We start from the raw sequence: 14256 nt of genomic DNA, 5'->3' as shown, positions 1-14256 counted from the left end.
CAGTCGATAGGAATAAGGCAGTTTTTACGCTTTTTATCGATCATGCGCTGGTGGAACATAGGGTCATCAACAGGAGACGATCATGCTTGAACTTCGACCCTTCAACACCCTGGGCGGCGCCCACCATGGCTGGCTCGACGCCCATCATCATTTCTCGTTTGCCGAATACCATGACCCCGAGCGCATGCACTGGGGCAACCTGCGGGTGTGGAATGACGACATCATTGCGCCGGGCACCGGCTTCCCGCAGCACCCGCACCGCGACATGGAAATCATCACCTACGTACGCGAAGGCGCCATCAGTCATGCGGATAACCTTGGCAACAAGGGCCGCACAGAAGCGGGCGACGTACAGGTGATGAGCGCCGGCACCGGGATTGCCCACAGCGAGTACAACCTGGAAGCCACGCCGACCAAGATTTTCCAGATCTGGATCATTCCGAATGAGGCCGGATTGCCACCGTCCTGGGGCGCCAAGCCGTTTCCGCAGGGTGTTCGCGAAGGTTTCGTGACCCTGGCCAGCGGCAAGGTCGGAGACACGCAAAGCCTGCGCATTCGCGCCGATGCACGCTTGGTGGCGGCTAATCTGAAGGCCGGTGAAACTGCCGAGTACAGTCTGGACAGCGGGCGCCGAGCGTACCTGGTGCCGGCAACCGGGACGATTGAAGTCAATGGCTTGCGTGCGCACGCTCGAGACGGTGTGGCGGTTGCCGATGAGCAGGTGTTGCGGGTGACGGCGATTGAAGACAGTGAGATTGTGCTGGTCGACTTAGCCTGACCTCAAGCCACGCTGGCATCTAATGTGGGAGGGGGCTTGCCCCCGATGACGGTGGATCAGCATCGAATACATCGACTGATACAGCGCAATCGGGGGCAAGCCCCCTCTCACATTTCGATCTCTGGGGTGTCAGTTACTCCGAGATGGCTCCGTCTACCAGCACTTGGGCCTCTTGCACCAGCTGCTTGAGGTGATCTTCGCCGATAAAGCTCTCGGCGTAGATCTTGTAGATGTCCTCGGTGCCCGATGGACGTGCGGCGAACCAGCCGTTTTCGGTCATGACTTTCAAGCCGCCGATGGCCTGGTTGTTGCCTGGCGCATGGCTGAGGACCTGCTGGATGCTCTCCCCGGCCAATTGCGTGGACGTGACCTGCTGCGGCGACAGTTTGCCCAGCAAGGCCTTTTGCGCTGGCGTGGCCTTGGCATCGACGCGGATGGCAAACGGCTCACCGAGAGCGTCGGTCAGGCCGCGATAGAGCTGGCTTGGGTCCTGGCCCTTGCGCGAGGTCATTTCCGCGGCGAGCAGGGCCGGGATCAGGCCGTCCTTGTCGGTGCTCCAGACGGTACCGTCCTTGCGCAGGAACGAGGCCCCGGCGCTTTCTTCGCCACCGAACCCCAGCGAACCCTCAAACAAGCCATCGGCAAACCACTTGAAGCCCACCGGCACTTCGTACAAACGACGGCCGATACGCGCGGCCACTCGATCGATCAGGCCGCTGCTGACCACGGTTTTGCCCACGGCCGCATCGGCGCGCCACTCGGGGCGATTCTGGAACAAGTAGTCGATGGACACCGCCAGGTAGTTATTCGGCGCCAACAACCCGCCGGACGGGGTCACGATGCCGTGACGGTCATGGTCAGGGTCGCAGGCAAACGCCACATCGAAGCGCTCCTTGAGACCGATCAGGCCTTGCATGGCGTAGCTGGAAGACGGGTCCATGCGGATCTGGCCGTCCCAGTCGACACTCATGAAGCGGAAGGTCGCGTCGACTTCGGTGTTCACCACGTCCAGGTTCAGCCGGTAGTGTTCGGCAATCGCCGACCAGTAACGCACCCCTGCTCCGCCCAGCGGATCGACGCCCAGGCGCAAACCGGCGCTGCGGATGGCATCCATGTCGATCACGTTGACCAGGTCGGCCACGTAGCTGTTGAGGTAATCATGGCGGTGGGTGGTATCGGCCTTGAGCGCCTGGGCATGAGTGATGCGCTTGACCCCGGCGAGCTTGTTGGCCAGCAGTTCGTTGGCCTTGGCTTCGATCCACTTGGTGACATGGGTGTCGGCCGGGCCACCGTTAGGCGGGTTGTACTTGTAGCCACCACTCTGCGGCGGGTTGTGGGACGGCGTGATCACGATACCGTCGGCCAGGCCGCTGGTGCGGCCACGGTTGTAGCAGATGATGGCGTGAGAAATCGCCGGTGTCGGCGTGTATTCGTCGCCCTCGGCGAGCATGACGTGCACGCCGTTCGCGGCGAGCACTTCCAACGCACTGGCGCCGGCCGGCGTCGACAGTGCGTGGGTGTCCAGGCCGACAAACAGCGGGCCGTCGATGCCCTGGGCCTCGCGGTACAGGCAGATAGCCTGACTGATCGCAAGCACATGCCATTCGTTGAAGCTCAGCTCGAACGAACTGCCACGATGACCGGAGGTACCGAACGCCACGCGTTGGGTGGAGATCGCTGCATCAGGCTGGCCGGTGTAGTAGGCCGTGACCAGTCGCGGGATATCCACCAGCAACTGGGCTGGTGCCGGCTTGCCCGCAAAAGGACTGATAGTCATGCATAAACCTCGGAAAAATGAGTATTCGGAAAAATGACAGTTTACGGGGACTTGGACTACTGCGCGACGGTATCGATCCCACAACTGATGTAGAAATTTCACACCTGTTAGACCTGTGCCTGCTGCAGCGCCCCGGCCAACGTGTCCAGGACGATGTCCAGGTTCGGATGACCGCTGAATGCATGACTCAGGCGCATATGCTGGTGATGCAGGCCGCAGAGGCTGAACAGCTCACCGGGGGCGATCACCACCTGTTGCGTCACCATGCGCTGGAACACCTGATGCATATCCACCGCCGCCGTCGACTGCAACCAGAAACTGGCGCCGGCGCCCGGCATTCGGTAGCTCACCCGGCCCTCCAGACGCACATCCAGACGATGACTCATGGCCTGCGCTTGTTCGCCTAGCCGTTGGCGTAACGTCTGCAAGTGCTGGTCAAACCGCCCGCTTTCGTACAAGCGGGCAATGGCCCGCTGGCGGATCGACGACACACGGAATGCGCGCAACAAAAACTGGCGCTGCAATTGGCTGCTCAGTTGCCGCGACAGTACAAAACCAAACGGTGCTTCCGGACCGAGGATCTTTTCGAGTGACGAAAACACCATCAATCGCTCGGGACTGACCAGATCGCGCAGGGCCGTTGGGGACGGTACGAAGCTCAGTTCGCCGAAGGTGTCATTTTCCAACAGCCAGCAACCGTAGCGATCCAGCAGGTGCGCCACCTGCAACCGCTCCTGCAGCGACAACACGCTGCCTGACGGCATGCTCACCCCCGACGACAGCAGCACCAGATGCACCGGCTCGTGGCGCAGCAGGTGTTCAAAGGCAGTCAAATCGAAGTGGCCATCGGCCTGCCAAGACAATTCGATGACCCGTACGCCCGCGCCCTGCAACAGGCGCAAGACCCGATAATCGCAGGGTGACTCGACAACCACTACCGTGTCCTTGAGGCTCAGGGCGTCAATCAGGATCTCCAGGACACCGCGCAAGTCGGCTCCGATATACACCTCATCCGCCTGCCAGCAACGCGTGGGCGACGAGGTATACCTTGCCGCCAGCGCCGCGCGCAGCTCCCAGACGCCAGAGGGTTGCCAGCGAGTTTGCAGGTGGTGCGGGTAACGGCGGATCAGTTGGCGCTCCAGCATCAGCAATGCGCCATCCAATGAGCCCAGCAGCGCCGGTTCATCGCCGCTGAGCACCACCATGGCTGGCCGCCGCGTTGCCGCATACAGGCGCTCAAGCAAGTCGGCATCGGTCGTCATTTGCGCGTTGGCGGCCACCGGCCAGGCAAAGTAGCCTGACTTGGCCACGGAGTAGATCCGCCCCTCTTTCTCCAATATCGAGTAAGCGTACTGAATCGTCGAGATCGACACTTTCAACCGGGTCGACAGTTGCCGCAGGGAAGGCAACTTTACCGGTGTTTCAAGGCTGACTTCGTTGATCAGGTTGATCATGTAGCGGTACACCGCCTGATAGGCAAAATCAGCTTGCCGCTCTCCTCGCAGCTTCATGAGCGTCCACCCGGGCTTGCACGTACCGGCACGCTTAACGTCCCGACAACTGCGCAATCTGCGCCTGCACCCGCGCTCCGCGGCGTTTGCGTGCCTGGGCGCTACGGCCCGCCTGTAGCGGCCGCTTGCGGTACAAGTGCTGCAGAAGAGGCAATGGCAAGCCACTGGTGTCAATCAGCCATTGCTGCAGCATGTCTGCAGCGGGCTTGCCCTGCAACGCCTTATGCAATTCGGGAAGCCCCACCAGCATGCCGGGGTGGCATTGACGCAGGTAACCCTCCAGGCGCTCGCCGTGATGAATGAAGGGGGAGAACAACAGGCAAGTCAGTTGGCCCTGGTCCAGGCCAAAGAACTCCCTGGCGTAGGTCGTCGACAACACGCGCCCATCGTGACTGCTCATCTCGTCGATCAGGCTCTGCGGGATTTGTCGGCGGCCCATCGCATCCCTTGCCTGATGCACAAACGCTTCAACGCCCTCCTCGTACGACAACTCCCGCAGGCACTGGGCCTGCAGCCCATGCAGGTGTGCCATGAGCAGCGGGTTGGGATAGTCAGGATGGCTGAAGTGAAAGTCGAACGGGTCCGACTTGTGGGCCAGGAACTCGATAAGCAGCGGTGCCGAGGCGATATCGACCTCGTCGAGCAGATCGGCCACCCCGATATGGGCCAAATGGCGATGCCCGCCACGGCCAGGGCTGTCGACCTCCACGAATTGCTCGCCATAGAGGTCGCGGTAGCAACCGGTGCTCCACTCCTGCATGCGCGCGAACAGAATATTGAGCGACGCGGGCCTACGCGGCGGTACAGTGACGCCCGCGCCCAGTGCCGCGCGCTTGAGCCAGGCCAGGTATTGGCTTTGCTTGCGCGGCGAGTCACCACTGACTACGGCGTGCACGCCGCCGTTCCACGTGCTGACGCGCTGGTAGAAATCCCCCAGGGCCAGGTAAGTATCGTCGCACAGCGTCGCGCGGACATCCCCGGACGTCAGGTGCCCGATCATCAGCATATTGCGCTGGCTGACCTCACGGCCAGCGCTGGATGCGGGCCGCTGATGATGGAAAGGTTGCACCTCCTGGTTTTCCACCATCAACAGCTCCACGCGAGGATCATCGTGGAAAAACAGTGCGCTGTAGCCCTCATTCAGACCGTCAAGCGTTGCCTGTGTCATCCCGGCATGCCGCAGCGTCGCTACCCGCAGGTGAAAAGTCTTGGGCGCACGGCCAGCGATGCTCAACTGCGCCGCCCGCAGCAGCGCCAGGGTGTAACTGCTGACCTCGCCGCCGCCGTGGGCGATCAACACTTTGTAGTTAGCCACTTGTTCCATGCCGCCTGCTGCCACCACTATTCGCTGGATCAACAATTGGAGTGCAGTCCTTTCGGCGCGCGTGAAGTGCCCCATCAAACGTTGCAGAACTTGCTGGTAAACATAGTTCATGGCTTGTTCGTGAATTGCGCTCATCGTTCTACTACCTGAGTTGAAATATCAGTTTCAAAGCAAATTTTTAATGTCGTTGCTTGACCCATTACATCTGTAGGCTTGTCTTCCCCTGGAGGGCACAAAGATGATTAAACACTAGCACCTGGCAACAAAATCACCGGGCAGGCACCTGAGCCGTGTACAACCAAACCTGCGCGCAGACGCGAAAGTCCAAGGCCCTGTGTGGCCAGGTCGCACATCCTAGGAATATTCCGACAACTTCCTACAGCGATTTAACTAATAAACTAGCGAAACTTCTGACAAATATTAAATCACCCACTTAATCCTGCTTCTGGCAACAAGGTCGGATGTTCTGAGTGCTCTTCGGCAGCCAGGGTATCGCTTGGTTAGTTCGCTGATGCGGGACAGTAATGTGCAATAGCTAATCATTGCTCAATCCTTGAGATGATGGTGAAGCCACAATTATCGGCGCTCAAACAATGATTAATAGATACAGAACAACGCAGGAAAGCAGTTCAGATGATCCGCGGTGTGAACTTCAGTAACGCCCACACGACAGCGCCGCGCTGGATTTCAGGGCGGCGTAAGGGCCAAAGGTATTGTTTACGGGGGCGCAACGCCCTCGGAGCGGCTCAACCCTGGCGCGGGTTAAGCCCTGACAAATGGCGCATCTGCCGTATCCGCGCAGACGCTTGAGCATTCATTTGCGAATACTCCTACAGCTCAAACAGCTTCAACCTGCAACGCAACCCGCTCGCGGCACGGGCATTCGTCCATGTAGCGATGGGCTTCGACGAACTGGCTGAACGGAAACACCGTGGTTTTCAGCGGTACCAGTACCCGGTCGGCAGTCAGTTGATTGATATCACGCAAGGCACGCTGCAACGCCACCTGGTCCTGAATGATGCCCAGCTCCGGCTTACCAGTGAAGTTGCCGATGCAATGCACAAAAAACTGAATATTCTTCTGGAACGCCGCACAGGCGGGGAATGGCGTCTGGTTACCGCCTTGCAGGCCATACAACACCAGGCTGCCGCGTGGCGCCAGCACATCACCGAGCAACGACATCTGTGGCCCGCCGAGGCCATCGAACACCACATCGACGCCACGATCACCAGTGATTTTGTTGATTTGCATGAGCAGGTCCTGCTCTTCGGTGACGATCACTTTTTCCGCCCCAAGGGACAGCAGGTACTCGCGCTCGTCGCTGTCTTTGGTCGCGGCAATCACGCGTACACCCAAGGCTTTGCCCAACTGCACAAACGAAGGCCCGGCGCAGTGACTGGCATCGGTCACCAGGGCGAACTGCCCGGGTTTGACCCGTGCCAGGTCCATATAAGCAAAATAGGCAATCAACAGCGGCGTGTAATGCACGCTGGCTTCAATGGGGCTCAAGACATCCGGGTAACGGGTCAGGGCCGACCGCGGCAGGACGATCTGCTCGCCATACACCGGGTAATCGTTAGGGCTTTCGGCGGGGAAACTGGCGACCTTGTCGCCCACCGCCAAGTCGTCCACGCCGTCGCCCAACGCGACCACCACACCCGCCATTTCATGACCAAGGCCCGACGGCAGACGTGCATGGGACGACGCCAGGTTCTGGCGCCACAGAATGTCGTACCAGCTGATACCAATCGCGTCGACACGCACCTGCACTTCGCCCGGTGCGGGCTGCGCGGCTGCATGCTCTTCGCATTTGAGCACCTCGGCCGGACCAAACTTGTGAAAACGAATCGTGCGGGACATCGCAAACCTCGTCAAAGTAACCTCTAATGCCATGAACTCTATCTGGGCTTTACGGGTAAGACCACAGGTCGCCATTAATAGTCGACATGTCTGTCATTGATTCCGCATGTGAGGAATAGACCTCAGCTAACGTAGGAAAACTCAATTATCCGGTGCAGAGTACCAGCCTTTACCCGTAAGATTCATGCCGGTCATGCTTCAGAGTGGAACCCTGGAGGTTCTTGATATGGCCACTCTCGTCAAGTTCGCTGACTCTTCCAGGACACAAGATGAACCGTAACGACCTGCGTCGTGTCGACCTTAACCTCTTGATCGTATTCGAAACCTTGATGCATGAGCGCAGCGTGACCCGCGCCGCCGAGAAACTGTTTCTCGGCCAGCCGGCCATCAGTGCGGCCTTGTCACGCCTGCGCGGGCTGTTTGACGACCCACTGTTCGTACGCACCGGGCGCAGCATGGAGCCGACGGCCCGCGCCGTGGAAATCTTCGCCCTGCTCTCCCCGGCGCTGGACTCGATCTCCACCGCCGTCAGCCGCGCCGCCGAGTTCGACCCGGCCACCAGCACCGCAGTCTTCCGCATCGGCCTGTCCGACGACGTGGAATTCGCCCTGCTGCCACAACTGCTCAAGCGCCTGCGCGCCGAAGCGCCCGGCATCGTGCTGGTGGTGCGTCGCGTCAACTACATCCTGATGCCCGGCCTGCTCGCTTCAGGTGAGATTTCCATCGGCGTCAGCTATACCGCCGAACTGCCGGCCAACGCCAAGCGCAAGGTACTGCGCCGCAGCCTGCCGAAACTGCTGCGCGCCGACAGCGTACCCGGCTCATTGAGCCTGGACGACTTCTGCGCAAGGCCGCATGCCCTGGTGTCGTTCGCCGGCGACCTGAGCGGGTTTATCGATGAAGAACTGGAAAAACTCGGGCGCAAACGCCACGTGGTGCTGGCCGTCCCCCAGTTCAACGGGCTGGGGACGTTACTGGCAGGCACCGATATCCTCGCCACCGTGCCCGATTACGCCGCCGACGCCCTGACCTCGGCGGGTGGCCTGCGCGCCGAAGACCCGCCGCTGCCGGTGCGCTCGTTCGAGCTGCATATGGCCTGGCGCGGGTCGCAGGATAATGATCCGGGGGAACGGTGGTTGAGGTCGCGGATTCAGATGTTTTTTGGGGACCCCGATAGCCTGTAATGGAATTCCACTAAATTCCATAAAATCGTTTAATAACAACAAGTTATTGGTTATTTAAGTCCATAGCCGTCTGTCTAAATCCAATGGATTCCACGACTCATGGGGGCATAATTGGGGGCAAATTTCGGTTCCTTAAAAAGGATGCCCCCACCGATGCCCCCAGATAATGCGGTTGTTTTCAAACGAAAACTCAGCGATGCCTTGATCCGCTCACTGACCGAACCTGGCAAACACGCCGATGGCGAAATTCCTGGCCTCTACTTGGAGGTGAGGGCGTCGAGTAAGGCCGGCAAATCCCCTTCCAAGGTTTGGCGATTGAAGTATCGGCTGCATGGGAAGGAAAACCGCTTCTCCATCGGCGCTTACCCCGACATTAGCCTCAAGGAGGCGCGCGACATTGCCCGCGGCGCACGCCGCGACGTGGCTAACCACACCGCTCCGCTTAAGGCCAAGACCGCCAAGATCGAGGCACAGTTGCTCAATGAAGAGCGCACCTTCGCTTACGTGGCCGAGCAATGGTTGGCATTCAAGTCTGCCGAATTGGTGACAAAATCCATCTCGGGATTTACCGGAGCGCTTAACAACCACATCTTGCCTGCCATTGGCAAAAAACCGATCAGCGAGATCAAGTTAGAGCACATCACTACGATCATCACTGAGTTGCGCCGCCGGCGCACCATGGCCATGGCCCGGCGCGTGCGTACCATCATCCGTGCCGTCCTGGGCTTTGCCGAGGGGCGCGGATGGGTGGAACGCAATGTGGCGCTTAGCAACATTGAAGAGTTGAAGATCCGCCATGTCGTGACCAGCAACCCAGCGATCGAAAGGCCGGCCGACCTAGGCCGGTTTCTCCTGCGTCTGGATGACTGCAACCACGGCAGTGTAGCTGCAGCAATGCGGTTGCTGGTCATGTTGCCGGTTCGCCCGGGCGAACTGGTGCAGATGCGCTGGGAAGATGTCGACTTGGTGGCCGCCGATTGGCGTTATGTGGTGAGTAAGACCAAGCATCTGGACAAGAGCAAACACATCGTGCCGCTGCCCGAGCAAGCCCTGGCCCTGTTGCGCGAGCTACATAAAACCCGCGTGGTGGATGAAGAAGGCAAAGGCTGGGTGTTCGTCTCGCCGATCTATCCGGGACGTCCCATAAACCCTACCTCCATGCTCAAGTCTTTTCAGCGTGTCTGGCCGGAGTACAACATCACCGCCCACGGCTTTCGCGCGACCTATAGGACTATTGCGCACGAGCATTTGGGTATTGATCCTATCGTGCTTGAACTGTCTTTATCACATCGAATGCCAGGTGCGCTCGGGGCAGTGTATGCACGAGCTCAATTGCTGGCGCAACGCCGAGAGGCTGCCCAACATTGGGCGAACTACCTAGATCAGTTGCGTCAAAACGCGGCGCGAGTAATGACAGATTGATGATATTTGAAAAATCAGCAGACTTGAGCGAGAACAAGATTGGCATCTGGCCATGCGTATCCACTTAAATCTAAGAGATTTCGATGTTTCCTAAAAACAGGGAATGGATGTCATTCAGAAAGCCCACGGGGTAAACAGGTTTCAAGCATGCACGCTACCTGATGTGGGGCAGCGGACGGGATCATGACTCATCTTCTAACGGTTTGAAAAGTCGGCAATTTAAAAAAATTAATCTATCGCGGATGGACTGAATTGTGTACTCATCACTCTGCGCTGCAAATAACGTCGTCTGAACACATTTCAAACATCTCCTTCTAGCCGGGTTTGATGGATGTGAAGGAGCACAGATCTCAAGGGAGTAAGAACGGGAATGCCATGAACAGCCCCGCGGCACTGGGAGAGCCTTGAACCGTTCTCCCTGCGCCGTCCGGATTGGTTTATTCAATAAATCGGTTACGACCGGCCAATACCGCAAAGACAATCTGCAGGCACGCCGCAGATAACAGCAACCACAGTGATACCTGCCAGGTGCCGAAAATACCGTGTAGCCAACCGGCCAGGAACGGCCCCACCGATCCTAAGCCATAGCCTACACATTGGGCCATGGCCGACAACGAGCTCGCCTGGTGGTGATCACGAACCCGTAGACCGAATAATGTCAGGCACGTGACCATCGACATCCCTGCCCCCACCCCGGCGAACAATAACCAGATCAAAGACAAGGCAGGTGCCCAGACCAGACCCGCCATGCCAACGGTGATCGCCAGCGAGCATAAGAACCCAAGCAGACGCTGATCTTTGAGGCGCTTGATGGCAATGGAAGTAGATAGGTTGGCGACGACAGCAATGGCTTGATAGGCAAAGAGATGAACACCCGATTCCGAGGCACCAATCCCGACCGAACTCGCCATGGCAGGATACCAGTCAATCAAGGTGTAGAACGTAACCGTCTGCAGTGCCATGAACATCGACACCTGCCAGGCGATGGCGCTTCCCCACACTGATTTACTTGCAGCAGGTGGTGCAGCAGGAGCCCGGCCACGAGCGCGCTTCAAGTGCGGCAACCAACATGCGATGGCTACAAGGGCAAGGACAAACCAAACCCCAAGGGAAATCTTCCATGTATAGCCGGTAAGCACCGACAACGGAGCTGAAAGGCCGCTGGCCAGTGCAGCCATCAGGGCCATGGTTGCGGCATATAACCCTACGCACAGAGCTGCGTGACTTGGGAAGTCTCTCTTGACCAATGGAACAACCAGCACATTTGCGGTGGCAATGCCTCCACCAATGAGCAACGTTCCTAACCATAGGCCAGTGTAAGTACCACTGGAACGGGTGATGCAGCCGATTGCGATAAGGCACAGCGCACCAAATAACGCCTGCTCCAATCCAAAACGTCGCGTCAGCCAAGGAGCCAGCGGCGAGGCAGAAGCGAACATCAGCAAAGGCAGAGCGTTCAGAAGACCGGCAGCAGCGCCACTCAAGGAAAAATACTGCTGCATTTGGTCAAGAACTGGCCCCAGCGAGGTAATCGGTGCCCGCAAATTCGCGGCGATTAGCAAAATGCCAATTAGCAGGGATGAGGCGAATAGAGAATTTCCGGCACGAACGGCCGAAGATGAACTTGTCATGAGTACCACGCACAACTGGGGACGAGTTAATCCCGTGTGTGCGTTGGTTGACGTTAACGCTTACGCAGAGCGCCAAAGCGCAATGTCTGCTGGCAGGGTAACAAACCCGTGAGCAACATTTCAACCTATGGCTCCCCCATGCATCCACGGCGCCGGGGCTGACTCAGTGGAAGCGCCGGCATACCCGGTGCTCTTGAGCACTACTGCCAGCAGAATCGGAAGCAGATGAAGCACTGAGTCATTCGGCCGCGAGATCCTCAGTGGTAACTGGCTCCGCGCTCAAGCACATCCTGGTGACCCATGCACAAATGACGAAGCCGGCGGCTAAGAACCCGACGTACTGAAGGCCAACGTGATCGATCAACAGCCCTCCAGCCGAAGTACCAATCATGATCCCAAGGTTGATCGCGCTGACGTTTACGGAGCCGATGAACTGAGCATTAGCCCCTGCCCTTCGCAGCACGTCAACGCCTGTCAACAGGCTGGCACCTGCATGACAGCAGCCGATGGCGGCCACTACCAAAGGTACCAACCATACTGATTCGCCCAAGAGCGAGATCGTAGCGAGGCTGACAGCCAGCACTAACAACAGCGTCTTGAACATGCCATCCAGTTGATCAGGAACCCGCTTGGAGCAGGAGCAAGTTGCCAACAATGTCCGAAACGCCGTACAGGGCTAACATGACCACTACATCCGGCACCTTACGTAGGCCTAGCACTGCGCTCATTTAGGTATCTGTAAGCGACGAAGCCCATAAAAATCAGGAGTTCGCATGGGCCATAGACGATCTAAACCACTCAATTACAGGGGTGATCAGTGAGTTGTTACGATGCCGAGTGCGCAGGAGGTAACCGTGGTCATCGCGAATTACTGTCGGCCCTAACCGCACCAATAGACCATCCTGGATCGCCTGATCCACAAGTGCCCCCCAAGCGAGCGTGAGGCCTTTTCCTTGAATGGCAGCGTTCAAAAGCAATGGATAATTGTTAAAGGTGAAACTGGTTTTTTCATCAATTGAACCAAACCCAGCAAGGGCAGACCATCTCGCCCAATCCAACCACCTTGGATTGCGTTCATCCATGTGAAGCAACGCCAGCGACCTCAAGTCGCTCAGTGTTACGTCAGTCCACAAACCGTGCTGCTGCGCAAAAGCCGGGCTGCATACTGGAAAAACCTTCTCCGGCGCGAGCATGATTTCGCTTTCCATTTTCACATCGCGTTGATCGAAGCTGATGGCCAAATCTACGTCATGCAAATTGGATGTGTCGTGCGAATCCATAGGAAGAATTTGAAATCGTAAACCAGGAAATTCGCGCTGTAGAAGATGCAGCCTAGGTAATAGCCAAAGATGGGAAAAACCAAAATTCGCAGAAATTGTAATCAATGGGACATGGTTAGAAAGGCCTGCTTGGACTCTTTCCAACGCAGAGTCTAAGTTGGAAAGCAGGGGCGATAGGTCTTCGTAGAAGCGCTTTCCACTGGCCGTTGGCCGCAAGTGATTGCCCGAGCGATCAAGCAAGGCTCCTCCCACCATTTCCTCAAGGCTTCTGATTTGCTGTGAGATAGCCGGCTGAGTGGTGCCTATTTCCCTGGCTGCTGCGGTCATTGACCCGAGTCTGACTGCGGCCTCAAACGCCACCAGCGCCTTCATGGCAGGGAAAGTTTTTCTCTGACCGCCCATAAGATTTATGCATGCTCCGTATAAGGTTTAAGCGTGTATCTCGGCCGCTGGGGACTGAGTAGTCTTGGGCTTGAACCGAAATCTAAAACAAAAAAACTCGGTCATCCTCACACACAAATTTGCTCTCTGCCAAGACCTACTAACCCTAGGCTTTGTACGAAAAGTACTGTCGCAAACACCGCATGGAACAAGCCAGCGAGACCATAGCCGCATAACTTCTCGCCAGCTTGTCGAAGCGGGTCACGATGCGACGGTTCTCCTTCAACCAGCCAAACATGCGCTCAATGATGTTGCGCTGTCGGTACTTGGGACGATCAAAAAGCCTCGGCAAACCGGGCTTGGGCTTGCGTTTCATGTCGCGTAACGGGATCACCGAGCGCATCCGGTAACGGTCGCAGTATTTGCGTAAAGCCTCGGCGTCATACCCCTTGTCGGCCAATAACCATTGGCAGCGTTTGCGAGGACGCCCGCGCAGGCTGGGTACAGATGCGCCATCCAGCAGGGGCTGTGCATAGGTGATGTCGCTGGCATTACCGCCCGACAACAGAAAACGCAGCGGTATTCCGTTGGAATCGCACAGCATGTGAATCTTGGTCGTCAGGCCGCCCCGGCTGCGGCCGAGCGCGTGGTCTTGCGGTTCTTCAGGCCCCCCCTTTTCCCGGCACCTGAAGAGGCTCGGGTTGCTCGCACTGCGGTGGAGTCGATCATCCAAGTCTTCAGATCGATCATGCCCTTCTCGTTCAGTTTGAGATGAAGGCGCTTGAGCATCTGATCGAACGTGCCCTGGTTACGCCAGTCCCTGAACCGCTGATAGACCGTTGACCATGGGCCAAAACGCTCGGGCATGTCCCGCCAGGCCGCGCCAGAGCAGAGCACCCACAACACACCATTGAGCATCAGGCGGTCATCGGTTCTGGGCCGGCCAGTACGCCGGTACTCCGTGAAGATATCCGCGACCAGCTCCCACGCCGCATTGGGGATTTCGTACCGTTTTGCCATCGTAATCGAGGCTCCAGCCTTTGATGGCAGCGGACTTTACCGGATTACGTCAGCAAGGAGGTTTCAAAGGATTTCGTACAGAGCCTAG

The 14256-nt window shown here is 57.9% G+C and carries 11 protein-coding genes; 3 read left to right on the top strand and 8 right to left on the bottom strand.

What is annotated here, in order from left to right; translation table 11 throughout:
- The first annotated feature begins 82 nt into the window (after positions 1 to 82).
- Positions 83 to 778 (top strand): pirin family protein, encoded by a 696-nt coding sequence (locus BFQ04_RS27315; RefSeq protein WP_065953444.1) that lies wholly within the window; start codon positions 83 to 85, stop codon positions 776 to 778.
- Positions 779 to 911: 133 nt separating this feature from the next.
- Here the strand turns inward: BFQ04_RS27315 and pgm are convergent, their stop codons facing one another.
- The 4 genes from pgm to BFQ04_RS27295 form a co-directional block, all read right to left on the bottom strand.
- The gene (gene pgm / locus BFQ04_RS27310; RefSeq protein WP_065953443.1) at positions 912 to 2555 is read right to left on the bottom strand and encodes a phosphoglucomutase (alpha-D-glucose-1,6-bisphosphate-dependent); all 1644 of its coding nucleotides are present in this window, start codon (positions 2553 to 2555) and stop codon (positions 912 to 914) included.
- A 107-nt stretch (positions 2556 to 2662) separates the two neighbouring features.
- Positions 2663 to 4066 carry an aminotransferase-like domain-containing protein gene (locus BFQ04_RS27305; protein ID WP_065953442.1) on the bottom strand — a complete coding sequence of 468 codons (1404 nt, stop codon included), beginning with the start codon at positions 4064 to 4066 and terminating at the stop codon, positions 2663 to 2665.
- Positions 4067 to 4100: 34 nt separating this feature from the next.
- Positions 4101 to 5525: a hypothetical protein gene (locus tag BFQ04_RS27300; RefSeq protein ID WP_083218077.1), complete on the bottom strand. Its 1425-nt coding sequence runs from the start codon at positions 5523 to 5525 to the stop codon at positions 4101 to 4103.
- Between the two features lie 702 nt (positions 5526 to 6227).
- Positions 6228 to 7250, bottom strand: a complete 1023-nt coding sequence (locus tag BFQ04_RS27295; protein ID WP_065953441.1) for a zinc-dependent alcohol dehydrogenase family protein — start codon at positions 7248 to 7250, stop codon at positions 6228 to 6230.
- Positions 7251 to 7519: 269 nt separating this feature from the next.
- Here BFQ04_RS27295 and BFQ04_RS27290 point away from each other — a divergent pair, with 269 nt between their 5' ends.
- Positions 7520 to 8434: a LysR family transcriptional regulator gene (locus BFQ04_RS27290; protein ID WP_065953440.1), complete on the top strand. Its 915-nt coding sequence runs from the start codon at positions 7520 to 7522 to the stop codon at positions 8432 to 8434.
- Between the two features lie 153 nt (positions 8435 to 8587).
- Positions 8588 to 9856, top strand: coding sequence for a tyrosine-type recombinase/integrase (locus BFQ04_RS27285; protein WP_065953439.1), 1269 nt, complete (start codon positions 8588 to 8590; stop codon positions 9854 to 9856).
- A 437-nt stretch (positions 9857 to 10293) separates the two neighbouring features.
- On the opposite strand, the gene BFQ04_RS27280 is transcribed toward BFQ04_RS27285, so the two are convergent.
- From BFQ04_RS27280 to BFQ04_RS29070, 4 genes are all read right to left on the bottom strand, one after another.
- Positions 10294 to 11487, bottom strand: coding sequence for an MFS transporter (locus tag BFQ04_RS27280; protein ID WP_065953438.1), 1194 nt, complete (start codon positions 11485 to 11487; stop codon positions 10294 to 10296).
- A gap of 238 nt (positions 11488 to 11725) precedes the next feature.
- Positions 11726 to 12091 (bottom strand): MFS transporter, encoded by a 366-nt coding sequence (locus BFQ04_RS27275; RefSeq protein WP_065953437.1) that lies wholly within the window; start codon positions 12089 to 12091, stop codon positions 11726 to 11728.
- Positions 12092 to 12248: 157 nt separating this feature from the next.
- The gene (locus tag BFQ04_RS27270) at positions 12249 to 13169 is read right to left on the bottom strand and encodes a LysR substrate-binding domain-containing protein (protein ID WP_065953436.1); all 921 of its coding nucleotides are present in this window, start codon (positions 13167 to 13169) and stop codon (positions 12249 to 12251) included.
- 145 nt (positions 13170 to 13314) lie between these two features.
- Positions 13315 to 14168 (bottom strand): IS5 family transposase gene (locus BFQ04_RS29070; RefSeq protein ID WP_139111911.1). Its coding sequence is split into 2 segments (ribosomal slippage): positions 13315 to 13812 and positions 13815 to 14168, totalling 852 coding nucleotides; the frame shifts between segments, so codons are not numbered across the junction.
- Positions 14169 to 14256: the final 88 nt, after the last annotated feature.

The sequence above is a fragment of the Pseudomonas sp. 37 R 15 genome (genome assembly GCF_900004865.1).
GTDB lineage: Bacteria > Pseudomonadota > Gammaproteobacteria > Pseudomonadales > Pseudomonadaceae > Aquipseudomonas > Aquipseudomonas fluorescens_AM.
Note: the sequence above shows the minus strand (reverse complement) of the source record. Positions and strands in the feature narration are given on the sequence as shown.

Bases quoted from the DNA above. Each gene is read 5' to 3' on its own strand.
- BFQ04_RS27275 (WP_065953437.1), bottom strand. From the start codon at position 12,091: ATGTTCAAGACGCTGTTGTTAGTGCTGGCTGTCAGCCTCGCTACGATC.
- BFQ04_RS27305 (WP_065953442.1), bottom strand. From the start codon at position 4,066: ATGAAGCTGCGAGGAGAGCGGCAAGCTGATTTTGCCTATCAGGCGGTG.
- BFQ04_RS27315 (WP_065953444.1), top strand. From the start codon at position 83: ATGCTTGAACTTCGACCCTTCAACACCCTGGGCGGCGCCCACCATGGC.
- BFQ04_RS27270 (WP_065953436.1), bottom strand. From the start codon at position 13,169: ATGGGCGGTCAGAGAAAAACTTTCCCTGCCATGAAGGCGCTGGTGGCG.
- pgm (WP_065953443.1), bottom strand. From the start codon at position 2,555: ATGACTATCAGTCCTTTTGCGGGCAAGCCGGCACCAGCCCAGTTGCTG.
- BFQ04_RS27280 (WP_065953438.1), bottom strand. From the start codon at position 11,487: ATGACAAGTTCATCTTCGGCCGTTCGTGCCGGAAATTCTCTATTCGCC.
- BFQ04_RS27295 (WP_065953441.1), bottom strand. From the start codon at position 7,250: ATGTCCCGCACGATTCGTTTTCACAAGTTTGGTCCGGCCGAGGTGCTC.
- BFQ04_RS27290 (WP_065953440.1), top strand. From the start codon at position 7,520: ATGAACCGTAACGACCTGCGTCGTGTCGACCTTAACCTCTTGATCGTA.
- BFQ04_RS27285 (WP_065953439.1), top strand. From the start codon at position 8,588: ATGCCCCCAGATAATGCGGTTGTTTTCAAACGAAAACTCAGCGATGCC.
- BFQ04_RS27300 (WP_083218077.1), bottom strand. From the start codon at position 5,525: ATGAGCGCAATTCACGAACAAGCCATGAACTATGTTTACCAGCAAGTT.